Below are 22946 nucleotides of genomic sequence, written 5' to 3'. Positions count from 1 at the left end.
GCGATGTGGATGCCGCGCACCGTAGTGTCCATATCGTGGACGCGACGACGAACCGCGCGGTGCCCGGCGCCCAGTCGGTCGCCCGGGCGGCGCGCGTCCTCCGCCTCGTGACCGCGGCCGGCGACGATGGCCTCGCCGTCGCGGAGCTCGCCCGCAGGGCCGAGCTCACGCGCCCGACGGCGCACCGCCTGCTCACGGCGCTGCGCCACGAGGGCCTCGTCGACCAGGATGAGCGGACGGGACGATGGATGCCGGGGCCCGAGCTCTATCTCATGGGGACGGTCGCGGCTGCGCGCTACGACATCACCTCGATCGCGCGAGACATCGTGCGCTCGCTCGCCGTGCGGACGGAGGAGAGCGCGTTCCTGTCCGTGCGGCGCGGCGACGAGACGGTGTGCCTGCTGCGCGAGGAGGGGAGCTTTCCCATCCGCTCCTTCGTCCTGTCGGAGGGCGTCCGGTTCCCGCTCGGGGTCGCCTCCGCGGGATTGGCGATCCTGGCCTTCCTCCCACCCCACGATGTGGACGCGTACTTCGAGCGGCACCCGGAGCTCGGCACCCGGTGGGGCGCCGCACACGCCGAGGCGCGGCTGCGGGCCCGGCTCCGCGAGACGAAGGCGAGAGGCTACGCGCTGAATCCGGGCCTCATCGTGGAGGGGTCGTACGGCCTCGGCGCGGCGGTCTTCACGCGGGAGGGGCATCCGCAGTGGGCGCTGAGCCTCACGGGCGTGGAGTTCCGGTTCGGCCCCGACCGCATCGCCGAGCTCGGACGGACGCTGCTGGCCCACGCGCACCAGCTGACGACGCGGGTCGCGGCGACGGCGCGCTGACGTTCCTCGCGGGTTCGAGGCCGTCCCCTCCTCCCGTCCGCTCGAGGAGGGGAGGAGAACCGAGCAGCGGATGCCTCAAGCCGCCGATTCGGCCTGCGCTCGCCGAATCTCCTCCGCCCGCACACCCGCCTCGAACCGGACGCTCCCTCACGACGCCGAGCCGGCGAGCGCCGCCGGCTACTCGATCGGCACCGTCTCGGCGGCGGCGAGTTCGCGCCGGATGAGCGGGGCGACAGCATCCGCCCCCCGCTCCGACATCACGATCGTGTAGTGGTTGCGGTCGTGGACCCGCACGTGATCGACCCCCGGGTGGGCGGGCAGCAGCCGGGCGAGATACGCCGGCGGATACAGCCCCGGCGGCTCATTCAGAAGCCCGCGCGGCGCAGTGATCAGGAGCGCGGGATGCCGCAGCCTTGCGAGCGCGTCCGGCAGCGCCGTGCCCGTGTTCATGTCGATCGTGTCCTCGACGGTGGTCCGGTAGCTCGTCGCCGGACGGAAGGCGTCGCCCTCGGGCACGAGGTCGTACTCGATGTAGCGCTCGAGCTCGGGGGTCCAGTCCGTGTGGAAGGCGGGGTGCTCGCGCCAGAAGCCGCGGTACTCCCCTGCGTCGGCGAAACGCATCGAGAGGCGCGCGGCGGTCGGTCCGAGGATGCGCGAGACGAGCTCGTCGGGCGGGAGTCCCGCCGGGACGTCGAGCGGCAGCCCCCCGTCGATCAGCACGAGTCGTGCGACATGGCCGGGGTGCAGGTGCGCGAACACGACCGACACGAAGGCGCCCATCGAGTGGCCGACCACGACGATCCGCTCGATGCCGAGGCGGTCGAGCACGGCGGCGAGATCCGCGGCGTGCGCGGCCATCCCGGCGGGCCCCTCGAGCTCGTTGCTCCTGCCGCGCCCGCGAAGGTCGGGCGCGATGACGCGCACGCCCGGGAGGCGCTCGACGACGAAAGGCCAGGCCAGATGCGAGGCCGTCACGCCGTGCACGACGAGCACGGAGGCCCCGGCATCCTCTTCCGGTTCCCACACCCCTACCCTCAGCGAGCCGCCCGAGACCGGCACGTCGATCGCCCGGTAGTCGTGCCCGGTCATCGGGCCGTCCACCCGCCGTCGATCGTGTACGAGGCGCCCGTCACCATGCCGGCCTTGTCGGAGGCGAGCCAGCCTGCGAGCGACGCGACCTCGTCCGCCTCCACGAGGCGCTTCACCGCGGTCTCGGTCAGCATGATCTTCTCGACGACCTCGGACTCGGGGATGCCGTGGAGCTGTGCCTGATCGGCGATCTGCTGCTCGACGAGGGGGGTCCGCACGTAGGCCGGATTGATGCAGTTGCTGGTGACGCCGTGCGGTGCGCCCTCGAGCGCGGTGACCTTCGACAGACCCTCCAGCCCGTGCTTGGCCGAGACATAGGCGGACTTGAAGGCGCTCGCACGAAGCCCGTGCGCGCTCGAGATGTTGATGACGCGGCCCCAGCCTCGCTCGTACATGGTCGGCAGAGCCGCACGGATGAGGAGGAAAGGCGACTCGAGCATGAGCCGCAGGATCAACCGGAAGGTCTCCGGCTCGTACTCGTGGATCGGTGCGACCTTCTGGATGCCGGCGTTGTTGACGAGGATGTCGGCATCGAGAGCGAGGGTCTCCAGCGCCGCCGTGTCGGCGAGGTCGACGACCCACGCCTCCCCGCCCACGTCGGATGCCGCGGCCTCGGCGGCCTCCCGATCGCGGTCGGCGATCACGACGTGCGCCCCCCTGCTCGCGAACTCGCGGGCGCACGCCAGGCCGATCCCGCTCGCACCGCCCGTCACGACCGCGCGCTTCCCCGTCAGATCCTGCTCCGTCACGACGGATCCCCCTTCTCCGCGCCGCGCGGCGCGAGTGCATTGGCGATGAACCGGGCCATCGCATCGAAGACGGCCGGGTCGAGTTCCGCCGGGGGCCGGCCCGCGGCATCCCGCTCCCACAGCAGGAACCGCATGCCGATGAGCTCGCCCATGCCCATGAGCGCCCACGCGGCGACCTCGGGATCCAGGCGGGGATCGACATCTCCCGCGTGCTGCGCCGCGCGCAGACCCGCCTCGTAGCCCTCGACGATCCGCGTGTAATGCAGGCGCAGCGTCTCGGGCGAGACGAACTCGGCCTCGCGCACGACACGGTAGAGCGCGGGGTGCTCGGCGGTGAAGCGGAAGAAGCCCGCGAACCCGGCGCGCTCCGCCTCGAGCCGCGTCGACGCGCCGGACATCGCCTCCGACATCGAGTGCCGGACGCGCCGGTTGAGGTCGATGACGAGCGCCTCGAAGATCGTCCGCTTGCTGTCGAAATAGAGATAGAACGTGCCGAGCCCGATGCCCGCGCGCTCGGTGATCTTCACGATGGATGCCTCGTGGTACCCCTGCTCCGCGAACACCGCCTCGGCGGCCTCGAGCAATCGGCGGCGGGTCGCCTCGCCGCGTTTGGTCAGCGGCCGGCCCGTCGCTGACGAGACGAGCTCGGCTGTGTCGTCGACCAGTTCACCGGGGACGCGCATGTCCCCCTCCTTCCCCCAGGTGCAGCGCCCGTTCGCGCAGGCGCGACCGGGCGAGCTTCTCGATCGTCGACCGCGGCAGCGTCTCGACGAACTCCACGCGTACGGGAACCTTGAACGCCGCCAGATTGCGGCGGGCGTGCGCGAGGACCTCGTCCTCGGAAAGGAGCGCGCCCGGCGCCCGAACGACGAAGGCGACGCCGCGCTCTCCCCACACCGGGTCGGGCACGCCCACGACGGCGGCCGCGTCGATGAGCGGGTGCAGCAGCAGCGCGTGCTCCACCTCGGCCGGTGCGACGTTCTCTCCGCCAGAGATGAAGATGTCCTTCAGGCGGTCGACGATGCGGAACATCCCGTCGGGGCCGCGGTGAACGAGATCGCCGGTGCGCAGCCACTCCCCCGACATCGCGCGGGACGAGGCATCCGGATCCCGCAGGTACCCCGCGAACACGCTCGGACCGCGCACCCAGAGCTCGCCCGTCGCCTCGCCCTCGAGCGGGAGCTCGGAGACCGGATCGACGACGCCGACCGAGACATGCGGATACGGGCGACCGACCGAGCCGGGATGCGTCGCGGCTTCCGCGGCGGGAAGGTACAGCACGTTCGGCGCGGCCTCGGTGAGTCCGTACCCCTGCGTGAGCGGAACACCGCGCCCGCTCCACTCCTTCTGCAGTTCGACCGGCATGGTGGCTCCGCCGACGAGCGCCAACCGGAGGCTCGAGACGTCGGCCCGCGCCCACTCCCGCTCCCCTGCGAGCAGCGCGTACTGGGTGGGGACGCCCATCATCGCCGTCACGCGCCGCTCGCGGATCAGCTGCAGGGCGCGGGACGGCTGGAACGAGCGCTCGAGCACGACGGCGGCTCCCACCCACCAGGCCAGCAGCGGCTGGCAGTTCCATGCGGCGATGTGGAACTGCGGCAGCATCGCGAGGACGACGTCGTCCTGGACGAGCGGCAGCGCACGCGCCAGCGCGAGGTTGGTCCAGAAGCAGTTCGCGTGCGTGAGCACGACGCCCTTCGGCGCCGCCTCGCTGCCCGACGTGAAGACGACCAGAAGCGGGTCGTCGTCGCGGACGTGACGTGCGACGACGGGTTCCCGCGCGGGCGGAACGGCCGCTTCGACCCCGGCGCTGCCGAGGGCCGCCGTCGGCGGCGGGATGGGGATCCCGCGCAGGGCCTCGGAAGCGAGGGTGCAGTACTCGTCCTCGACGAGCAGGAGCGCCGGATCGGCCCGCTCGAGCAGGTCGGCGAGCTCGCGCGGCGTCAGCCGCCACGACAGCGGCACGAGCGCGACGCCGGCGAGGGCGCACGCGAAGAGCACGACGACGTGGTCCGTCGAGTTGCCCGTCACCGTGGCGAGGCGCTGTCCGGGACCGAAGCCCGCTTGGCGCAGACCGTCGGCGAGGCCGGCGGCACGCGCGGCCAGAGTCGCGTAGTCCGTCGTCACGCCGCGGTCGTCGATCGCGATGCGCGCAGGCGACTGCTCCGCACGGTCGGTCAGCCACCGGCCGATCGTGTGCGGTTCGTCGGCGAGCAGGGTCTCCCAGCTCATACGCGCACCTCGCGGTCGGAGTCCGCGCGGGTCTCGGCCTGGGACTCGGCGTCGTCGATGCCGCGCAGTGCGACACGCGCACGCTCGCCGCGCCGGCGGCGCACCCACGCGTCGATCGTCCCGGCGATCCCCCCCGGCAGGAACATGACGACGAGGATGAACAGGACTCCGAGCAGGAACAGCGGCTCCGACAGCGGGATGCGCAGCACGCCGGGCAGGCCGGCGATCGCCTCCGACCCGGCGAGCACGGTCAGCCGCTGATCGAGCAGCGTGTAGAGCACACCGCCCACAATGGCACCCCACCGGAATCCGACGCCACCGAGCACGACCATGACGAGGATGGTGATCGTGAGGTCTGCCGATACGGCACGCGGGACCGTGCCCGACTGCAGCAGCATGTACGCGACGCCGGCGAGGCTCGCGAGCACGGCAGCGATCACGAACACGATCAGCTTGGCGCGGTAGGGCTGGAGCCCGAGCACGCGCACGCGCTGCTCGTTCTCGCGCGTGGCTCGCACGAGGTGCCCGAGCCGGGAGGTGTCGACCCACAGCGTCACGAGATAGACGACGACGAGCACGGCGAGGGCGAACCAGTACAGGTTGCGGGTGTTGACGACCCCCACGAGCATGTCGGGAACCTGATCGGTGTCGAGGCTGAGCCCCTCCTCGCCGCCCGTCACCTCGGAGTTGCGTCGCACGAGCACCGACCCCGCCTGCGCGAAGGCGAGGGTCACCATCGCGAACGGGATGCCGGAGACGCGCATCGCGACCGCGCCCGTCGCCAGCGCGATGACCATGCCGCCCAGGAGCGCGATGAAGACGCCCGGCCACAGCGGCACTCCGAAGTGCTCGAGCGCGATGCCGAGGCCGTAGGCGCCCGCGCCGAAGTAGAGGGCGTGGCCGAAGGACAGCATCCCCCCGCTTCCGAGCAGCAGGTTGTACGACAGCGCGAGCGCGGCGAACACCATGCACAGCGACAGCAGCGCGAGAGTGCCCGGCAGGTACGTCGGCGTCGGGAGGATGCCGGGGAGCGAGAGGTTGAGCAAGGGCAGGATCGCCATGAAGACGATCAGCGCGGCGCCCACCATCGCGGGCACGAAGCGGCGGACGGCGGTCATGCCTTCCTCCCCAGGAGTCCGGACGGACGCACCAGCAGCACGACCGCGAGGAGGATGACGACGATGAAGTCGCCGGTTCCGCCGAGGTAGAAGTTCGCGAACTGCTGCAGGACCGCGACGAGGACGGATGCCACGGCCGCACCCGTCAGCGACCCGAGCCCTCCGACGACGGTCACGATGAACGCGAAGATGAGCAGCGTCGATCCGAGGTGCGCCGAGACGAACGTGGAGTAGTGCATCGCGAGGACGCCTCCGATCCCGGCCGCCGCCCCGCCGATCGCGAAGACGACGGTGAACGACCGGCGGACGTCGATGCCGAGCGCCGTGACCATCGAGCGGTTCTCGACCCCCGCCCGGATGACCATGCCGTAGCGCGTCTTCTGCAGGAACAGCACGAGGGCCAGCAGCACGAGGGCCGCCGCGATCATGAGCACCCAGTAGGTATTGGGGATGCGCGCTCCGAGGACGTCGGTCGTCTGCTTGAGCCAGCTCGGGCCCGAGACGGTGATGGGGTCGGTTCCCCAGATCCCCTCGAAGAGGGCGACGGCGGCGAACGAGAGGCCGACCGTCACGAGGACCTGCTCGATGTGCCGTTCGTAGAGCGGCCGGATGAGCACGAGCTCGGTGAGCGTGGCGAAGGCGGCGCCGACGATCGCGCCGACCGCGATCGACGCGAGGAACGACCACCATGAGTCGGTGCCGAGCGCCTGGGCCACGACCCACCCGAGGAAGGCGCTGAGGGTCAGGAACGCCCCGTGGGCGAAATTGAGCACGTGCATGAGTCCGTAGATGAGGCTCAGCCCGCTCGCGACGAGGAAGTAGAGGGCGCCGAGACCGACGCCGGTGATCAGGGTCAGGACGAGAGTGCTCACGTCGTCTGCCTCCGGTCTGTCCGCGCATCACCGGAGACAGCCTCGTCGACGTGCACCCCCAACAGGCGACGGGTGAGGTCTTCGTCGTCGAGGATCGCTTCCGCCGAGCCGGTGTGGACGACCCGGCCGCCGCCGATGACGATCGCATCCGCCGCAAGCCGCCGCACCACGTCGAGGTTCTGCTCGACGAGGAGGATCGGCACGGTCTTCGACGCCTCCGCGAGCGCGTCGGCTACCTCGGTCACGATCTTCGGGGCGAGGCCCTTCGTCGGCTCGTCCACGAGGAGGATCCGGTTGTCGTTCAGCAGGGCCCGGGCCACCGACACCATCTGCTGCTGCCCGCCGGACAGTGTGCCGGCGGCCTGGTCGCGCCGGGCCACCAGGTCGGGGAAGAGCGCCTCCACCAGCTCTCGGCGCGGATTGCGCTGGCGCTCGGCGAGGGCGAGGTTCTCGGCGACCGTGAGCTTCGAGAAGACCTCGCGGTCCTCGGGGACGTAGCCGACTCCGCGACGCACGACCCGGTACGTGGGCAGCCCGTCGATCCGGTCGCCCGCGAGGCGCACCTCGCCGCGGCGGGAGATGAGGCCCAGGATGCCGCGGATCGTCGAGGTCTTGCCGGCGCCGTTGCGGCCGAGGACGGCGGTGATGCCCGTCGCCGGCACGGAGAAGGAGACGTCCTCGACGACCTGCTGACCGCCGATCGAGCAGCGCAGGTTCGACACCTCCAGGATCGGGGGTGCGGGCGGCGATCCCGCCGCCGCACGTTCAGCGTCGTCCATCACGCGGCGGTCCCGAGGTACGCGCTCTGCACGGTCGGATTCGCCATGACGTTCTGCGGGGTGTCGAACGCGATGATCGTGCCGAAGTACATGACGGCCACCTTGTCGACGAGGCCCATCAGCACGTCGATGTGGTGCTCGACCATGAGGACCGTGCAGCCCTTCTCGCGCTGCATGACACGGATGCTCTCGACGAGCCCGGCGACATCGCCGGAGGCGACGCCCGCCATGGGCTCGTCGAGGAGGACGAGGCTCGCCTCCGTCGCCAGGAGCACCGCGATCTCGAGCTTGCGCTTGTCGCCGTGCGAGATGTCGCCGGCGAGGGAGTCCGCCTTGTGGGCGAGCCCCACCGCGTCGAGCTTGCCGAGCGCGAGGCGGGTCGCGGCATCCGTCCTCCGTGGGAAGCGGAAGAGCGAGTAGTCCCCGCCGATCGAGACCTGTGCTGCCAGGCGCACGTTCTCGAGCACGGTGAGCTTCGGGAAGAGGCTCGAGGTCTGGAAGGTGCGCCCCAGTCCCGCCCGCGCCCGCGCGGGGACCGCCACCGAGGTGATGTCGCGGTCGTCGAGGACGATGCGGCCGGCCGTGGGCCGGACGAGGCCGGAGATCACGTTGAAGAGGGTGGTCTTGCCGGCGCCGTTCGGTCCGATGACACCGACCACTGAGCCGGCGGGGATGTCGAGGTCGACGTCCTCGAGGATCGTCGCCCCGCCGATCTGCAGTCCGAGTCCTTCGACCCGGAGCGCGGATCCGCGCGACGCGGACGGGTGGGATGCGTTCATGATGGCCGGAAGCTCCGCCCGGTCACTGCGCTTCGGCGGGAGCGACGTCGTCGGCCGCGACCGTGTCGACGAGCTCCGGCGTGAAGCCGCCGCCGTCGGCGACGAGCTTGACCTGGTACATCTCCTGGACGAGGGCGTGGTCGCTCGCGCGGACGGTCATCGTGCCCTTGGGGCCGTCGAACTCGAAGCCCTCGAGGGCCGCGATCATCGCGTCGACGTCGCCCTTGCCCTCTGCGACGGCCTGGACGATCATGATCGCCGCGTTGAAGCCGTCCGGGCTGAAGAGGTCGGGTGTTCCGCCCTGGGCCTCGATCGCCTCGATCATCGCGTCGTTCACCGCGTTGTCGGGGCCTCCCGGGAAGTAGTGGTTGAGGAAGCTGATCTTCTCGGACGCCTCGCCGTACGCGCTGAAGGTCGCGGAGTCGCCGAGACCGGTGACGACCGGGATCGCGTCGAGCACTCCCTGCTGGCTCATCGCCTGCCACATCGCTCCGGAGGTGGCCCCGGCCCACGCGACGAACACGAGGTCGGGGTTTCCTGCGAGCACCTGCTGCGCGAAGGGCGTGAACTCGGTCGCGTCCTCCGGGACGAGCACGGAGTTCACGGTCGCCCCCTGCGCCCCGAGGATGGCCTTGACGGCGGCCTCGTTGCCCGTGCCGAAGGCGTTGTTCTGTGCGAAGACGGTGACCGTCCTACCCTCGAGCTCGTCGAGGAACGTGCCGGCCGTCGCAACGTCCTGCGCGCTCTGGCGACCGGACCGGAAGGTGTAGTCGTTGATGCCGGTGATCGCGTCGGCCGCGGCGGGGCCGGAGATGTAGAGCACCTTGTTCTGCTCGGCCTGCTCGGCGACGGCGAGGGCGACGCCCGAGGAAGCCGTTCCCGCGATGATGCTGACGCCGGAGCCGATGAGCTCCTTGACCGCCGTGACGGCCTTGTCGGCGTCGCCCGCATCGTCGCGGTACTCCACGGTGATCGTCGTGCCGTCGACCTCGTTCGACCCGTCGGTCGCGTAGTCGAGCCCGGCCTTGAAGGCATCGAGGTACTGCTTTCCGTATCCGGCGAGCGGACCCGTCTCGCTCGTGACGATGCCGACCGTCACCTCGGAGGGACCGGCATCGCCGGAGGCGGCGGGATCCCCGCCGGCTCCCGCGGTCGGGGCGCAGGCCGCGAGCACGAGCGCGGCCGACGCGGCCATGGACCCCAGGAGCAACTTCTTCGTAACCCGCATGTGAGTGCCTTTCACCATCGGAAGGGAGTGGGTGCTGTCTACCTGAAAGCCGATTCAGGTACTAGAAAGATAGGAAATGTAGCGGCAGGTCGCAAGTCGGAGGCGATCGGACGTGAAGCCGTTCCGGGGGGAGGCGACGCGAGCATCCCCGGGCCGGCATGCCGCTGCAGCCGAACCGGACGGTGGAGGGCTGGGTATCGTGTCCGGGGTTCGGATCGTCGTGGAGGCCATCGCCCATGCCCGGGAGTCGCAGCTTCGCTCTCATCTCGACGCTGGTCGCGGCGCAGTTCGTCGTCATGCTCGACACCAGCGTCCTCAACGTCGCGCTTCCGTCGATCGCGGCGACTCTCGGGCTCACCGCCGTGGGCACGGCGTGGGTGCTCAACGCCTACTACCTCGCGTTCGGCGGACTGCTGCTCGTGTCGGGCCGCGCCGCCGACGTCTTCGGACGACGCCGTCTCTTCCTCGCCGGCGCGACGACGCTCGTGGCGGGCTCGGTCCTGGGCGGGTGTGCCACGACCGAGACCATCCTCGTCATCGCGCGGCTCATCCAGGGCGCGGGGGCGGCGATGCTGAGTCCCGCGGCCATGTCGATCATCCTCGCGCGCTTCGCGGGAGCCGAGCGGGCGCGGACGATGAGCTGGTGGGGCGCGGCGTCCACGGCGGGGGGCGCCGCCGGCGTGACCGTCGGCGGGGTGCTGACCGCGGGGTTCGGCTGGCAGAGCGTCATGTTCGTCACGGCTGCCGCAGCCGCCGCCGTCGGCGTGGCGGGGTGGTTCCTCCTTTCGGCGGATGCCGGCGGCACGCGCCGCCGGTTCGACGCGCTGGGCGCCGCCCTGCTCACGGCGACCGCCGTCGCCATCGTCTACGGCGTGCTGAGCGCGGCTTCGTACGGGCCCGCATCGCCCGGCCTCGTGCTCGCGGGCGCGGTCGCCGTGGTCGGAGGGTTCGGGGTCGTCCTCGTCGAGCGCCGGGCAGTCGACCCGGTCCTGCCCCCGTCGGCGCTGCGAGAGCCGCGCGTGGCCGGCGGCATCGTCGTGAACATGCTCGGCGGAGCGGCGCGCATCGCGTGCTTCGTCCTCGTGGCGCTTCTCATCCAGCAGGTGCTGCTGTTCGATCCCGCCGCGGCCGGGCTCGCGATGCTCCCGACGTCCCTGGCGGGGTTCCTCGTCAGCACGCTGCTCCTGCCACGGCTCCTCGCGCGTCTCGGACCGGAGTGGGTCACGATCCTGGGTCTGGCGCTCCTCGTGCTCGCCCACGTCCTCTTCGCCGCCGTCGACACGGGCTCACACTACGCATGGCGGGTGCTCCCGGCGCTGCTCGTAGCGGCGACCGGCGTCGCCTTCAGCTTCACGCCCACCACCCTCGTCATCGCCGATGGCATGGCGGCACGGAATGCGGGAGTGAGTTCGGGGCTGGCCTCGTCCACAGCCCAGATCGGCGGAGCGATCGGCATCGCCGTGTTCGGTGCGGTGGATGCGATGCGGCGCGCGGCCGCGATCGAGGCCGGCGCCGGCGCTCTCGCCGCCGCGGAGGCCGGCTCGAGCGGCGCGCACCTCGCCGCGGCTGCCTGCGCGGCCCTCGCGATCGTCGTCGCCGCGGCGACGTTCCCCCGCGTGCGTCGGGTCTTCACGCCGGGGCGCACCGCTGCGGACGCCACGGACGGCGGCTGAACTCCGCCCCAGCATCGGGCTCGGCCACCCCGCCCTGCATCGGGCTCGCTCGCGGCGACCCCCTGCATCGGGCTCGCGCGCGGCGGAGCCCACAGACGAGAGAAGGCCCCGCGGAGCGGGGCCATCTGTCTTCGGTGCGCCCCCAGGGACTTGAACCCTGAACCCACTGATTAAGAGTCAGTTGCTCTGCCGATTGAGCTAGAGGCGCGCAGTCCGCCGCCTGGCGAACCGAGGGTCAACGTTACCATCACGATCGCGCGACACGGAAATCGAGGCATCCCCCAGCCACGTATCCTTGATCGCGTGACCCCCTCCTCCACGACGCCCTTCGGCGCGCCCTTCGAAGGGGATCTCACCTCCGATCTCGCGTTCGCGCTGCGGCTCGCGGATGCTGCCGACAGCACCTCGATGGAGCGCTTCGACGCCCCCGACCTCGACGTGCGGGTGAAGGCCGACTCCTCGCACGTCACCGAGGCCGACCTCGCGACGGAGCGCATCATGCGCGACCTCATCGAGGCGGAGCGCCCGGGCGACGGCATCTTCGGCGAGGAGTTCGGCTCCGCCGGGAGCACGTCGCGCCAGTGGATCCTCGATCCGATCGACGGCACCGCGAACTACCTCAAGGGCATCCCGATGTGGTCGACCCTCATCGCGCTGAGCGTCGACGGCGTGCCCCGCGTGGGCGTGGTCAGCCAGCCCTCGATCGGACGGCGCTGGTGGGCGGCGACCGGGCTCGGTGCCTGGACGAACACCCCCGAGGGCGGCGCCCGTCGGCTCTCGGTCTCGCGAATCGACTCCCTCGTCGAGGCGAGCGTGAGCTTCCAGAGCATCGGGCAGTGGCGCGACGCCGGCGAGCTGGAGGCCCTCGAGCGGCTGACGGCATCGGTGTGGCGAGACCGCGGCTATGGCGACGCGTGGCCGTACATGCTCCTCGCCGAGGGGCGCCTCGAGTTCGTCGGCGAGTTCGACGTCAAGGAGTACGACATCGCGTCGCACGTCGCGATCATCACCGAGGCCGGCGGCCGGGTGACCTCGTTCGACGGCGAGGACACGATCAGCGCACGGTCCGTCGTCGCGACCAACGGGCTGCTCCATCGCACGTTCCTCGACCTCCTCCATTCCCCCGCCCCTTCGGAGACCTCCCCATGACCCGACCTCTGACCCGGATCCTCACGACCGTCGCCGTCACTGCGACCGCGGCCCTTCTGGCCGCGTGCGCACCGGCATCGACCGACTCCGGGCCCACCCCCGCCGAGACCGTCGAGGTCGAGCCCTCGACGCCCGCACCGGAGCCCGAGGCCTCCGCCTCTGCCGAGATCGAGATCTAGGAGCCCACCTGCGAGACCATCATCTCGCCGGCCACGGTCGATGACTTCGAATCGCTCGGCTGGACCTCCCTGTCCGATCAGTTCCTCGTCGGCAGCGTGGAGATCCCGGACGGGGTTCAGTGCATCTGGGGCGACTTCTCCACGGCGAGCGACCAGGTCCAGATCTTCGGCTGGGCGCCCATCTCGGAAGACCTCGCCGAGTCGGCCGAGTCCGAGCTCGTCGGCCAGGGCTGGCGCCGGGAGGACTCGCCGGAGGGCGTCTATGTCACCGAGAACCCCGACACCGCCGTGTCGGTGGATGAAGAGGGGTACGGGCTCACCTACCTCTTCGGAGACGGCTGGGTGAAGTACGCCGACACCAAGCAGGGCATCCTCCTGGTGGAGTGGCCGCAGAGCTGAGCATCGCTGTCAAGGGGATCCGCCACGTGGTGGGCGGTGCCTAGCCTCGGGCTATGAGCGACCACGAGAAGAACCGCATCCTGTCGGGCCGGGACGAGCCCGCCTCGCCGCCCGCGGGCTCCGGACTGTCCGAGAGCGACGCCGTCCGCAAAGACGAGACCTACAGCCCCGCGAGCGAGACCGAGACCCAGGCCAAGCAGGCGGATCCTCTTCCCGACTCGCTCGACGAGGACATCGATCCCGACCAGGTGCTCGTGACGCCCGGAACCGGCGGCCCGGACGACGTCGGCGATGTCGAGGTCGACCCCGACGACCTGAATCTTCCCGGCCGGTCCTGACCCGGCGCATCACTCGGTCGCTGCGAGCTGCCACCGCTCGGGCGAGAGGTCGGGGAGCGTGCGCGTGCCGAACTCGTGCCGCAGGGCGCTGAGCGCCGCGAACCACCCGGCGAGCCCGTGGACGCCCGGGCCGGGAGCGACGGATGCCGAGGCGAGATACACTCCCCGCATCGGCGTCCGCCAGGGGTCGGTGCTGAGCACCGGCCGTCGGATGAGCTGCCAGAAGGATGGGGCGCCGGCGGCGATGTCGCCTCCCGGATAGTTCGGGTTGTGCCGCTCGACCTCCACCGCCGTGCGTGAATGCGTCGCGAGGATCGTGTCCCGGAAGCCGGGTGCGAACCGCTCGATCTGCCGGATGACCGCCTCCTGCCGATCGGCCGTGCTTCCGGCGGGCACATGCGTGTACGTCCACAGCGTGTGCTGACCGTCCGGCGCGCGGCTCGGGTCGAAGAGGGTCGGCTGCGACACCAGGACGTAGGGACGCTCCGGGAGTCGTCCGGCGTTCACCTCGTTCTCGGAATACGCCACCTCGTCGCGCGTTCCGCCGACGTGCACCGTCCCCGCCCGCCGCACCTCGGCATCGGCCCACGGCACGGGCTCCCGCAGCGCGAAGTCGACCTTCGCGACGGCGCCGCCGTACCGGAACGTCTCGAGCGAACGGCGATAGGCCGCCGGCATCCGCTCGCGCGCGATCCTGATGAGGGCGCGCGGGGTGACGTCCATCATCGTCGCCCGGACCCTCGGCAGCTCGTCGAGGCTCGCGATCTCCTGATCGAGGACCAGCTCGCCCCCGTGCGCCCGGAGGTCGTCGAGCATCGCGTCGATGATCTTCTGGCTCCCGCCGATCGGGATGGGCCAGCCGCGCGCGTGGGCGTACGTTCCGAGCGCGAGTCCCGCGGCCGCCGCCGCGAGACTGGGCTGCGGCAGGATCGTGTGCGCCGCCACCCCCGTGAGCAGGGCGGGAGCGGCCTCCTCGCGGAAGCGCGCGTTCCAGGCCGCGCTCCCCTGTTCCAGCGCGCGGAGTCCGAACTCCACAGGCGTGCGGACGGCCGAGGGCACGCGCAGGAGCGACGCGCCGGTGAACGCCGCCACCCGATCCGCGTGGTCGACGAGAGGCCTCATCAGCTTTTCGTACGCGCGACCGTCCACGCCGAGCTCGTCGCGGGTGCGCGCGAGATCGCGATACGCCAGCGCGGCACGTCCGCGCTCGAGCGGCTGGGCGAAGGAGAGCTCGGGAGTCGCGAACGGGACGCGCCGGGCGAGGGCGAACTCCCGGAAGAACCGCGACTCGAAGGCGAGCGGGTGCACGGCCGAGCACACGTCGTGCAGGAAGCCCGGAAGGGTCAGCTCGCGTGTCGCGGCGCCGCCGCCCGCGTGGTCGGCTCGTTCGTAGACGCGCACCTTCAGTCCTGCGCGCGCGAGCGTCACCGCGGCGGCGAGTCCGTTCGGCCCGGCTCCCACGACCACCGCGTCCAGTTGGGCGTCCCCGGCACCGCCGTCGCTCACGAGGTGACCTCCTCGTCCTGCCCTGACGCGGCGAGCTCCCGCTCCGCCGTCGTGAATCCCGTCGGGGCCGCGGCCCTCCCCTCTGCGAGGTAGGCCAGGCGATGAAGCGTCTCGGCGTTCCGCCAGCGCAGCGCGACGTCGAGGACGGCATGGGGGACGAACCGTCCGGGTCCCGACACCGCCTCCTCTTGGATCCTCACGACACACCCCCGCCCGCGGTCCTTCACGTCGAGTGTCACCCGGGCCTCGCCGATCGGCCAGCCGCGCGCGCGCATCACCACCTTCCGCGGCGGCGTCCATTCCTCGACGATGGTCGCGTCGTCGATGAGGACAGGCCAGACCCCGAACGAGTGGTGCAGCGCCGATCCGGTCCGCGGCCAGTCGTCCCCCACCTCGCGCATCCGGGACGCCCCGACCACCCAGGACGGATAGAGCCATCCGTCCTCCAGCACGCGGAAGACCTCCTCGGGCGTGCAGTTCAGCTCCCTGACGTTTCGCGACATGGTGGCCCCTCGCTGATCCGGTCCTCTCCTGCGACGTTAGGACGAACGGATGCTTCGACCGAAGCGGTTGCGCGCTCGGGAGGGATGTGATCCAGTCCTCGCCCGATGTCGGGAGAAGTGGGTAGCGTGCCCGCATGACCCTCGATCGACCCGTGCTCGACTGGCTCCTCGACTCCGACCCGGCGCTGAGGTGGCAGGTCGAGCGCGATCTCGCCGGCGCGCCCCCCGCGACGTGGGAGGCAACGCGAGCCCGCGTCGCCGAAGAGGGCTTCGGAGCGGAGCTCCTCTCGCTGCAGGGTGCCGACGGCCAGTGGGCGGGCGGCGCGTTCTTCCCCGCCGGCTTCTTCGACAGCCCCGAGCGCGACCTGCCGGGCCAGCCATGGGTGGCGACGACGTGGTCGCTGAAGGATCTCAGGGAGTGGGGTGTCGACGCGGCACGGCTGGAGGGCACCGCCGAGAAGCTCGCCGCGAACAGCCGATGGGAGTACGACGATCTGCCGTACTGGGGCGGCGAGGTCGACGTGTGCATCAACTCCTATACGCTCGCGAGCGGCGCGTGGCTCGGCGCGGACGTCTCGCGGCTCGTCGCCTGGTTCCCCGAGCACCGGCTGGCCGACGGCGGCTGGAACTGCGAGGCCGAGGAGGGGGACTCGGTGAGATCGTCCTTTCACTCGACCCTCAACGCGTGCCGCGGCATGCTCGCGTACGAGCGGATGACGGGCGACACGTCGATGCGCGCGGCGCGTCAGGGCGGTGAGGAGTACCTCCTCACCCGCCGGCTGATGTACCGCGCGTCGACGGGCGAGCTCGTGGGCGAGTTCGCGACGCGCTTCGTCTATCCGAACCGGCACCGGTACAGCGTGCTCGCCGCCCTCGACCACTTCCGGGACGTGTCGCTGCTCGAGGGAACTCCGCCCGACTCCCGCGTGACCGAGGCGATCGACGTCGTGCGGGCAGCGCGCCAGCCGGACGGCACGTGGCTGCAGACGACTCCGCTCGCCGGTCGCACCTGGTTCGATGTCGACGTGCCCGAGGGGCAGCCCTCGAAGTGGCTCACCCTGGTCGGGACGCGCGTGCTCGATTGGTGGGATGCCGCGCACTGACGCCCGGCGGCCGATGACGCCGACCGAGGCCCGCCGCCGCCGGGGTTAGCCTGGAAGAGGACGCCGGGTCTCGGCATCCGTTCTTCCCCACCGACGGACAGGATCCGGTTTGTCGCGCACGCCCACCCTCGACGCGCCCGGCTGGCGCACGTGGACCGTGTGGACGATCGGGGTCCTCGCCTACGTGGTCGCGATCGTCAACCGCACGTCGCTCTCGTCGGTCGGTGTCGACGCCCAGGTGCGCTTCGATGCCGACGCGTCGGCTCTCTCGATGTTCGCGGTCATCCAGCTCGCGGTGTACGGCGCCATGCAGATCCCGGTCGGCCTGCTGCTCGACAAGTTCGGCGCGCGCCCGATCATCGCGACAGGCATGGTCCTCATGGCGGTGGGCCAAGGCGTCATGGCCTTCGCCGACGTCGTCGGCATCGGCATTCTCGCCCGCGTCCTGATCGGGGCCGGGGATGCCGCCGTGTTCCCGAGCGTGCTCCGGGTCATCGCCACGTGGTTCCCGGATCAGCGGGCGCCGGTGCTCGTGCAGCTGACCGGGATCATCGGCCAGCTCGGCCAGATCGTCGCGGTGATCCCGCTCGCCGCCCTCCTGCACGCGACGTCGTGGAGCGTGGCCTTCGGCAGTCTCGCCGGGCTCGCGGTTCTCTTCGGCATCCTGACATACGCCGTCATCCGCAACCGCCCGCCCGAGCGCGAGTCCGACCCGGTCGACATGTCGGTCAACACCGACACGGGAGCGGTCCGTGTCGTCACATCGTCGGCGGATCTGCGGGAGGGCTTCCGGGAGTCGTGGGGACACCCCGCAACCAGGCTGGGCTTCTGGTCGCACTTCACCACGCCCTTCGCCGGTACGGCCTTCATGCTGCTGTGGGGCTTCCCCTTCCTCACGGCGGGCGAGGGCCTGAGTCCGGCCGCCGCCTCCCTCGTCATGACCTCGCTCGTGATCTTCGGGATCGTCTCCGGTCCGATCATCGGCGCCCTGTCGAGCCGCCATCCCACGAGGCGCTCCCGCTGGCTCGTCCTGCCGACCGTCGCCTTCCAGGCGCTCGTGTGGCTCGCGGTCATCCTCTGGCCGGGGCCTGCGCCGGTGTGGCTGCTCGTGGTCCTCATGTTCGCGCTCGCGACGGGCGGGCCCGCGTCGATGATCGCCTTCGACCACGCCCGCACCTTCAACCCGAGCCACCGTCTGAGCACGGCGACCGGGATCGTCAACGGCGGCGGCTTCCTCGCCGCGCTCATCGCGATCCTGCTGATCGGCCTCGCGCTCGATCTGCAGGGCGCCGGCACCCCGGACACGTACTCGCTCGACGCGTTCCGCCTGGCGTTCGCGACTCAGTTCCCCCTGTGGGTCATCGGATCGATCGCGATCGTCGTCGAGCGCGCGCGCACGGTGCGGCACATCGGCGGCGTCCACAACTTCCCCCACCGCCGCCGCTAGGCTCGGACCCTATGGCGATCGGGGCGACGGTCCACACGTTCACGGTGCAGCTTGCCGACGTCGATCGGAGCGTCTACGAGGAGCTCGCACTGCGCGTCGCGCGGCATCCGTCCGAGACCGATGCGTTCATGCTGACGCGCGTGCTCGCGTACTGCCTCGAGTTCGAGGAGGGCATCGCCTTCAGCGAAGGCGTCTCGGCCGCGGATGAGCCTGCCGTCTTCGTGCGGGACCTGACGGGGAGGCTGGTCGCCTGGATCGAGGTCGGCGCTCCGGATGCCGCGCGCCTGCATGCCGGCAGCCTCCAGGCCGAGCGGGTCGCGGTGTACACCCATCGCGACCCGGCGAAGGTGGCGGCGCCGTGGGCGGGGAAGAAGATCCTCCGGGCCGACGAGGTCCGCCTGTACAGCTTCGACCCCGGGTTCTTCGATGCCGCGACGGCCCGGCTCGAGCGCCGGAACACGATGACCGTGTCGATCACGGAGCGCCGCCTGTACCTCGACCTGAACGGCTCGACCTTCGAGACCGGCATCCACGAGCGCTCAGCGCAGAGCTGAGCGGACCGGACATGCTCCGTCGCGCCGGGACTCTCGTGCCCTGTCGGCCGGGTAGCGTCGGAGGACGGGCGAAGCGCGCCCGTGAGGAGCGTCGCGATGGAGCAGTTCGACACGATCGTCGTCGGTGCCGGCGTCGCCGGCCTCACCGCCGCCCGGCTGCTGACGCGGTATGGGCAGCGGGTCGTCGTGCTCGAGGCGCGCGACCGCGTGGGAGGGCGGATCTGGACCGTCCGCCACGAGGGGCATGTGACCGACATGGGAGCGTCGTGGATCCACGGCATCACCGACAGCCCGGTCGCCGCCGCGGCCGAGGCCTTCGGCATGCCGACGATGGAGTTCACGGTCGGGGGGTACCAGCCGGACAGCAGGCCCATCGCCTACTTCGCTCCGGACGGCCGTCGCCTGGCGGACAGCGCGACCCGGGCTTTCGTCGAGGACATCCGGGCGGTCGACGCGACGCTGCTGGGGGTCGTCGCGGAGTCGGCTCCGGATGCCTCGTACCGCGATGTGACCGAGGCGGCTCTCGTCGCCCAGGGCTGGGACGACGAGCGCACCCAGCGCGTGCGGGAGTACCTCGAACATCGGTCTGAGGAGCAGTACGGCGCCTGGATCGAGGACCTCGCCGCTCACGGTCTCGATGACGACTCGATCGAGGGCGACGAGGTGGTCTTCCCCGACGGCTACGACCGCCTGCCCGCCCGCCTCGCCGAGGGGCTGGATGTGCGGCTGAAGCACGAGGTGGATCGGCTGACGTGGACTGCGGAGGGCGTGGCGGCGTCGACCGACTACGGCGTCTTCACGGCGCGGGCCGGAGTCGTCACGGTCCCGGTCGGTGTGCTGCAGTCGGCGGAGTTCGTGATCGACCCGCCGCTTCCCGAGCCGGTCGCCGGCGCCCTCAGCCGCCTGCGCATGAACGCGTTCGAGAAGGTGGTGCTGCGATTCCCCGAGCGATTCTGGGACGAGGGGGTCTACGCCTTCCGGCAGCAGGGCCCGGAGGGCCGGTGGTGGCACTCCTGGTACGACCTCACTTCCCTGCACGGCGAGCCCACCCTCCTGACCTTCGCGGCGGGACCGGCGGCCCACCAGACGCGCAACTGGGACGAGGAGCGCATCGCCGGATCGGTCATGGCGCAGCTGCGACGCCTCTACGGCGACGGCATCCCCGACCCGTCGCACGTGCTCGTCTCCGACTGGCAGGACGACCCCTACTCGTACGGTTCCTACGCGTACATGACCGTCGGGTCGACCACCTCGGACCACGACGCGCTCGCGACGCCTCTCGGAGGCGTGCTGCACCTTGCCGGCGAGGCGACCTGGACGGACGACCCGGCCACGGTGCCCGCGGCGCTCTTCTCCGGGCACCGGGCCGCGTCGAACCTCCTGGGACGAGACCTCCCGATCGAAGATGTCTGGTCGGCGGGCTGAGTCGCCCGCTACTTCGCCGGCTGCACGACGAGACCCGTTCCGCCGCCCCTTCGGACGGGCTCGGCGACGGCGGTCAGCAGGCCGTCCTCCCCCACCTCGATCGCCGCGACCGCCCCGATCTCGGCCGTCGTGGTGAACCGATGGCCGAACGGCGCGAGCTGGGTCTCGTAGGCCGCGAGGAAGGCGGGCTCGGCCGCGACGGCAGCGGTGTTCCGCTGCGACGCGCGCGGCGCCGCGACGGCCTGCGCGAGCGTCATCCCGAGGTCGATCCGGTTGACGAGCACCTGCGTCACCGTCGTGATGATCATCGAACCGCCCGGCGACCCCACCACGTAGCGGACGTCGCCCCCGTCGAGCACGATCGTCGGCGACATCGACGAGCGCGGCCGCTTGCCCGCAGCGGGGAGGTTCGGGTCGGGACGGAGAGGGCTTGCGGGGGCGAAGTTGAAGTCCGTGAGCTCGTTGTTGAGCAGGAACCCGCGGCCGGGCACCGTGATGCCCGAGCCGCCGGTCTGCTCGATCGTGAGGGTGTAGGCCACGGCGTTGCCCCACTTGTCGACCACGGAGAGGTGCGTGGTGGAGATGTTCTCGGTGTCCGGCGCCTGCGCAGCCGCCGCTGCGGCGCAGCCCGCCGCATCGAGCGGGGCGGGGTCCACCGGCTTCGGCGCGGCTTGATCGGGGTCGATGACGCAGGCACGCGCGTCGGCGAACTCCTGGCTGAGAAGCGTCTCGGTGGGCACGTCGACATATGCCGGGTCGCCGACGTAGGCGCCGCGGTCGGCGAACGCGTGAGCGGTCGCCTCGAGGTACAAGTGGAGGCTTCGCGCGGTGTCCGCCGCGGAGAGCTCGAAGTTCTCGAGGATGTTCAGCGACTCGCCGACGGTCGTTCCGCCCGACGAAGAGGGCGCCATGCCGAACACGTCGAGCCCGTGATACTCCACGTGGGTCGGCTCCTGCTCGAGAACCGAGTAGTCGGCGATGTCGGCGGCCGTCATCGTGCCGGGATATGCCGGAAGCACGGCACCGGGAGCCGTGGGCGGACGCTGGACCGTCTTCGCGATCTCGTCGGCGATCGCGCCGTCGTAGAAGGCGCCGGTGCCGCGCAGGGCGATCTCGCGGAGCGTCTTCGCGAGGTCCGGATTCTTGAAGGTCGATCCGACCGCGGGCGGTGCGCCCCCGGGGAGGAAGAGGTCGGCCGTCGCGGAGAACTGAGCGAATCGCGCCTGGTTCGCCGCCGTCTGATCTACGAAGGTCTGATCCACGCGGAAGCCCCGCGTCGCGACGAGGATCGCCGGCTTGAGCATGTCCTTGAGCGACTCGGTGCCGAATCGGTCGAGCGCCGCCTCCCACGTGGCGAGCGTCCCGGGCACCCCCACCGCGAGCCCGGACGATACGGCATCCGCGAAGGCGTACGGCAGACCCGTCGCTCCGTTGATGAACGACGTCTCGGTCATGCCGGCCGGCGCGGTCTCCCGTCCGTCGAGCGTGGACACCTCTCCCGTCGCGGCATCGAAGTAGACGAAGTACCCGCCGCCGCCGATGCCCGCGCTGTACGGCTCCGTGACGCCGAGGACGGCGGCGGTGGCCACCGCCGCGTCGGCGGCGTTCCCGCCCTTGCGCAGGACTTCGAGCCCCGCGGCGCTCGCTTCCGCGTCGACGGATGCCACGGCTCCGCCGTAACCCGTCGAGACCGACGGACTCGGCGGCGCGGGCCTGCCCGCCTCAACGGTCGTGACCGCACCGGACGCGGGCGTGGAGACCGCGATCGTCGCGACCGCGACGATGGCGCTGAGCGCGAGGCTCACGACAGCGCGGGCGGGACGGCGAGTGGAACTGTGCATGACAAACCCCCGGACCTGGGTGGCGAGGGTCGACGCCCTCACCGTAGCCGCAGGTGTGCCACGCGGCAATGGGGCGCTCCCGAAAGGGAATCGTCTCTCGAGGGCTGCTTCCTCGTCTTGGAGTCTCCCGGTCCGCGTCCGAGTGCTGCCCGCTGAATCCGCGTTCGAGCGGCGAGGGCGGTGTCCGACGATAGAGTTTCGCCATGTCGCAGGACACATGCGCTGTGTTAGCCGCGGTGTATCCCCTTGTGTTGATCACCGTGGTCTTGGAACAGCGGTCACTGCATCTGGACCTGCGCAGGCGGAAGTGGTTCAGGCGGGCGACGCTCGTGGTCGTCGCCGCAGCTCTGGTGGGGCTGGCGATGAGCATCATCGGAGTGCAGACGCAGGGGTTGTCCTGGGTACCCGGCGGTGTGAACTGGCTGATGGCTGGGCTTGCGATCATCGGGTTGGGGGCCCTGCTGCTTGCCGTTCTGGCGACGCTCGAGCTGGAGGAGGACTCTGACGTCCTCGGCAGGTGATCGCGCTCCCCCCCTTTGCACTTGACCGCTCACTCGACGCGCCGCTACGGTGAGCGGGTCCACCGGGCTTCATGACGGTGCGGCACCTGCAGCTCTGGGGGAGCGAGTAGGGGGAGGCGTCCGTGCTCGGACGAATCCGAAGCGCGACGGCGACATCCGGGGTATCCGCAGTTCGCTTGCGAACGGTCTCCCGCCGGCGCGTCGTGCCGGTCCTCGGCGCGCTCGTGCTCGCGCCCGTCCTGTTCGCCGGATGCGCCGCTCCCTCGTCCTCGGCAGCCCCCTCCGCCACCGCGACACCGGCCCCGGCGGGAGGGATCCAGCCGGATGCGAACGTCCCCACCGACGTGCCGAACATCCCTGAACTGCGGGGGAACGTCGAGATCAGCGCCTGCGAGCAGGCCGGCGAAGGCTGGAGGGCATCGGGCACCGCTCAGAACCCCGCCGGAGGAGACACCGCCTACACCATCACCGTCTTCTTCACGACGGACCAGGCGACGGTGCTGGGTACGGGTGACACGACCGTCGACCTGCCCGCAGGCGAGAGCGTCGAGTGGGAGATCCGCGCCGACCTCACGCCCGCCGCCGGGATGCGCTGCGTGCTCCGCGGAGTCGGGCGATGATGCGGCCCGCCCGCC

The 22946-nt window shown here is 71.1% G+C and carries 24 protein-coding genes and 1 tRNA gene; 12 read left to right on the top strand and 13 right to left on the bottom strand.

All coding sequences use genetic code 11. From position 1 onward, the window contains the following. Positions 1–35: 35 nt before the first annotated feature. Positions 36–827 carry an IclR family transcriptional regulator gene (locus tag EV279_RS10470; RefSeq protein WP_133543246.1) on the top strand — a complete coding sequence of 264 codons (792 nt, stop codon included), beginning with the start codon at positions 36–38 and terminating at the stop codon, positions 825–827. 177 nt (positions 828–1004) lie between these two features. Here the strand turns inward: EV279_RS10470 and EV279_RS10465 are convergent, their stop codons facing one another. Genes EV279_RS10465 through EV279_RS10425 form a run of 9 tightly spaced genes read right to left on the bottom strand, consistent with a single transcriptional unit; the run spans position 1005 to position 9673 of the window. Further along, complete coding sequence (locus EV279_RS10465; protein WP_133543244.1) at positions 1005–1916, bottom strand: alpha/beta hydrolase; 912 nt, start codon at positions 1914–1916, stop codon at positions 1005–1007. After that, entirely contained in the window at positions 1913–2665 is a 753-nt protein-coding gene (locus EV279_RS10460) for a 3-hydroxybutyrate dehydrogenase (protein ID WP_133543242.1), read from the bottom strand. Before EV279_RS10460 ends, EV279_RS10465 begins: the two co-directional genes overlap by 4 nt. Next, positions 2662–3348 (bottom strand): TetR/AcrR family transcriptional regulator, encoded by a 687-nt coding sequence (locus tag EV279_RS10455; RefSeq protein ID WP_133543240.1) that lies wholly within the window; start codon positions 3346–3348, stop codon positions 2662–2664. Before EV279_RS10455 ends, EV279_RS10460 begins: the two co-directional genes overlap by 4 nt. Continuing rightward, positions 3332–4897 carry an AMP-binding protein gene (locus EV279_RS10450; protein ID WP_133543238.1) on the bottom strand — a complete coding sequence of 522 codons (1566 nt, stop codon included), beginning with the start codon at positions 4895–4897 and terminating at the stop codon, positions 3332–3334. Before EV279_RS10450 ends, EV279_RS10455 begins: the two co-directional genes overlap by 17 nt. Continuing rightward, on the bottom strand, positions 4894–6015 hold the full coding sequence (locus tag EV279_RS10445) for a branched-chain amino acid ABC transporter permease (RefSeq protein WP_133543236.1): 1122 nt from the start codon (positions 6013–6015) through the stop codon (positions 4894–4896). The genes EV279_RS10450 and EV279_RS10445 overlap by 4 nt, the downstream gene beginning before the upstream one ends. Beyond that, positions 6012–6887: a branched-chain amino acid ABC transporter permease gene (locus tag EV279_RS10440; RefSeq protein WP_133543234.1), complete on the bottom strand. Its 876-nt coding sequence runs from the start codon at positions 6885–6887 to the stop codon at positions 6012–6014. Before EV279_RS10440 ends, EV279_RS10445 begins: the two co-directional genes overlap by 4 nt. Then, the gene (locus tag EV279_RS10435) at positions 6884–7666 is read right to left on the bottom strand and encodes an ABC transporter ATP-binding protein (RefSeq protein ID WP_133543232.1); all 783 of its coding nucleotides are present in this window, start codon (positions 7664–7666) and stop codon (positions 6884–6886) included. Before EV279_RS10435 ends, EV279_RS10440 begins: the two co-directional genes overlap by 4 nt. Further along, positions 7666–8445: an ABC transporter ATP-binding protein gene (locus tag EV279_RS10430; protein WP_133543230.1), complete on the bottom strand. Its 780-nt coding sequence runs from the start codon at positions 8443–8445 to the stop codon at positions 7666–7668. Before EV279_RS10430 ends, EV279_RS10435 begins: the two co-directional genes overlap by 1 nt. 22 nt (positions 8446–8467) lie before the next feature. Then, positions 8468–9673 carry a substrate-binding domain-containing protein gene (locus tag EV279_RS10425; RefSeq protein WP_133543228.1) on the bottom strand — a complete coding sequence of 402 codons (1206 nt, stop codon included), beginning with the start codon at positions 9671–9673 and terminating at the stop codon, positions 8468–8470. A 236-nt stretch (positions 9674–9909) separates the two neighbouring features. On the opposite strand from EV279_RS10425, the gene EV279_RS10420 reads away from it, so the two are divergent. Then, positions 9910–11346 carry an MFS transporter gene (locus EV279_RS10420; protein WP_166644503.1) on the top strand — a complete coding sequence of 479 codons (1437 nt, stop codon included), beginning with the start codon at positions 9910–9912 and terminating at the stop codon, positions 11344–11346. 135 nt (positions 11347–11481) lie between these two features. Here the strand turns inward: EV279_RS10420 and EV279_RS10415 are convergent. Then, positions 11482–11554, bottom strand: a tRNA-Lys gene (locus EV279_RS10415). A gap of 95 nt (positions 11555–11649) precedes the next feature. Here EV279_RS10415 and EV279_RS10410 point away from each other — a divergent pair. From EV279_RS10410 to EV279_RS10395, 4 genes are all read left to right on the top strand, one after another. After that, complete coding sequence (locus tag EV279_RS10410) at positions 11650–12495, top strand: inositol monophosphatase family protein (RefSeq protein ID WP_133543224.1); 846 nt, start codon at positions 11650–11652, stop codon at positions 12493–12495. Then, positions 12492–12674, top strand: a complete 183-nt coding sequence (locus EV279_RS10405; RefSeq protein ID WP_133543222.1) for a hypothetical protein — start codon at positions 12492–12494, stop codon at positions 12672–12674. The genes EV279_RS10410 and EV279_RS10405 overlap by 4 nt, the downstream gene beginning before the upstream one ends. Before the next feature lie 96 nt (positions 12675–12770). Then, complete coding sequence (locus tag EV279_RS10400) at positions 12771–13073, top strand: hypothetical protein (protein WP_133543220.1); 303 nt, start codon at positions 12771–12773, stop codon at positions 13071–13073. Between the two features lie 53 nt (positions 13074–13126). Beyond that, positions 13127–13411, top strand: coding sequence for a hypothetical protein (locus tag EV279_RS10395; RefSeq protein ID WP_243728531.1), 285 nt, complete (start codon positions 13127–13129; stop codon positions 13409–13411). Positions 13412–13420: 9 nt separating this feature from the next. Here EV279_RS10395 and EV279_RS10390 read toward each other — a convergent pair whose 3' ends face one another. Together EV279_RS10390 and EV279_RS10385 are read right to left on the bottom strand one after the other, a co-directional pair. After that, entirely contained in the window at positions 13421–14917 is a 1497-nt protein-coding gene (locus EV279_RS10390; protein ID WP_133543218.1) for an NAD(P)/FAD-dependent oxidoreductase, read from the bottom strand. Further along, positions 14914–15420: an SRPBCC family protein gene (locus tag EV279_RS10385; RefSeq protein WP_133543216.1), complete on the bottom strand. Its 507-nt coding sequence runs from the start codon at positions 15418–15420 to the stop codon at positions 14914–14916. The genes EV279_RS10390 and EV279_RS10385 overlap by 4 nt, the downstream gene beginning before the upstream one ends. Positions 15421–15554: 134 nt before the next feature. On the opposite strand from EV279_RS10385, the gene EV279_RS10380 reads away from it, so the two are divergent. The 4 genes from EV279_RS10380 (at position 15555) to EV279_RS10365 (ending at position 19949) form a co-directional block, all read left to right on the top strand. Then, positions 15555–16523, top strand: coding sequence for a squalene cyclase (locus tag EV279_RS10380; protein ID WP_133543214.1), 969 nt, complete (start codon positions 15555–15557; stop codon positions 16521–16523). 109 nt (positions 16524–16632) lie between these two features. After that, a complete protein-coding gene (locus EV279_RS10375; RefSeq protein ID WP_133543212.1) occupies positions 16633–17970 on the top strand; it encodes an MFS transporter in 1338 nt (445 codons plus the stop codon). Positions 17971–17981: 11 nt separating this feature from the next. Beyond that, entirely contained in the window at positions 17982–18524 is a 543-nt protein-coding gene (locus EV279_RS10370) for a YaeQ family protein (RefSeq protein WP_133543210.1), read from the top strand. Between the two features lie 96 nt (positions 18525–18620). After that, positions 18621–19949, top strand: a complete 1329-nt coding sequence (locus EV279_RS10365; RefSeq protein ID WP_133543208.1) for an NAD(P)/FAD-dependent oxidoreductase — start codon at positions 18621–18623, stop codon at positions 19947–19949. Positions 19950–19957: 8 nt separating this feature from the next. On the opposite strand, the gene ggt is transcribed toward EV279_RS10365, so the two are convergent. After that, positions 19958–21790, bottom strand: a complete 1833-nt coding sequence (ggt, locus tag EV279_RS10360) for a gamma-glutamyltransferase (protein WP_133543206.1) — start codon at positions 21788–21790, stop codon at positions 19958–19960. Between the two features lie 203 nt (positions 21791–21993). Here ggt and EV279_RS10355 point away from each other — a divergent pair, with 203 nt between their 5' ends. Together EV279_RS10355 and EV279_RS10350 are read left to right on the top strand one after the other, a co-directional pair. Further along, on the top strand, positions 21994–22311 hold the full coding sequence (locus tag EV279_RS10355) for a hypothetical protein (RefSeq protein ID WP_133543204.1): 318 nt from the start codon (positions 21994–21996) through the stop codon (positions 22309–22311). Positions 22312–22487: 176 nt separating this feature from the next. After that, positions 22488–22931: a hypothetical protein gene (locus EV279_RS10350; RefSeq protein ID WP_133543201.1), complete on the top strand. Its 444-nt coding sequence runs from the start codon at positions 22488–22490 to the stop codon at positions 22929–22931. Positions 22932–22946: the final 15 nt, after the last annotated feature.

It is taken from the genome of Microbacterium sp. BK668, assembly GCF_004362195.1.
Taxonomy (GTDB): Bacteria; Actinomycetota; Actinomycetes; order Actinomycetales; family Microbacteriaceae; genus Microbacterium.
Note: the sequence above shows the minus strand (reverse complement) of the source record. Positions and strands in the feature narration are given on the sequence as shown.

Bases quoted from the DNA above. Each gene is read 5' to 3' on its own strand.
- EV279_RS10420 (WP_166644503.1), top strand. From the start codon at position 9,910: ATGCCCGGGAGTCGCAGCTTCGCTCTCATCTCGACGCTGGTCGCGGCG.
- EV279_RS10405 (WP_133543222.1), top strand. From the start codon at position 12,492: ATGACCCGACCTCTGACCCGGATCCTCACGACCGTCGCCGTCACTGCG.
- EV279_RS10455 (WP_133543240.1), bottom strand. From the start codon at position 3,348: ATGCGCGTCCCCGGTGAACTGGTCGACGACACAGCCGAGCTCGTCTCG.
- EV279_RS10355 (WP_133543204.1), top strand. From the start codon at position 21,994: ATGTCGCAGGACACATGCGCTGTGTTAGCCGCGGTGTATCCCCTTGTG.
- EV279_RS10370 (WP_133543210.1), top strand. From the start codon at position 17,982: ATGGCGATCGGGGCGACGGTCCACACGTTCACGGTGCAGCTTGCCGAC.
- EV279_RS10365 (WP_133543208.1), top strand. From the start codon at position 18,621: ATGGAGCAGTTCGACACGATCGTCGTCGGTGCCGGCGTCGCCGGCCTC.
- EV279_RS10385 (WP_133543216.1), bottom strand. From the start codon at position 15,420: ATGTCGCGAAACGTCAGGGAGCTGAACTGCACGCCCGAGGAGGTCTTC.
- EV279_RS10425 (WP_133543228.1), bottom strand. From the start codon at position 9,673: ATGCGGGTTACGAAGAAGTTGCTCCTGGGGTCCATGGCCGCGTCGGCC.
- EV279_RS10435 (WP_133543232.1), bottom strand. From the start codon at position 7,666: ATGGACGACGCTGAACGTGCGGCGGCGGGATCGCCGCCCGCACCCCCG.
- ggt (WP_133543206.1), bottom strand. From the start codon at position 21,790: ATGCACAGTTCCACTCGCCGTCCCGCCCGCGCTGTCGTGAGCCTCGCG.
- EV279_RS10395 (WP_243728531.1), top strand. From the start codon at position 13,127: ATGAGCGACCACGAGAAGAACCGCATCCTGTCGGGCCGGGACGAGCCC.
- EV279_RS10380 (WP_133543214.1), top strand. From the start codon at position 15,555: ATGACCCTCGATCGACCCGTGCTCGACTGGCTCCTCGACTCCGACCCG.
- EV279_RS10450 (WP_133543238.1), bottom strand. From the start codon at position 4,897: ATGAGCTGGGAGACCCTGCTCGCCGACGAACCGCACACGATCGGCCGG.
- EV279_RS10445 (WP_133543236.1), bottom strand. From the start codon at position 6,015: ATGACCGCCGTCCGCCGCTTCGTGCCCGCGATGGTGGGCGCCGCGCTG.
- EV279_RS10465 (WP_133543244.1), bottom strand. From the start codon at position 1,916: ATGACCGGGCACGACTACCGGGCGATCGACGTGCCGGTCTCGGGCGGC.
- EV279_RS10430 (WP_133543230.1), bottom strand. From the start codon at position 8,445: ATGAACGCATCCCACCCGTCCGCGTCGCGCGGATCCGCGCTCCGGGTC.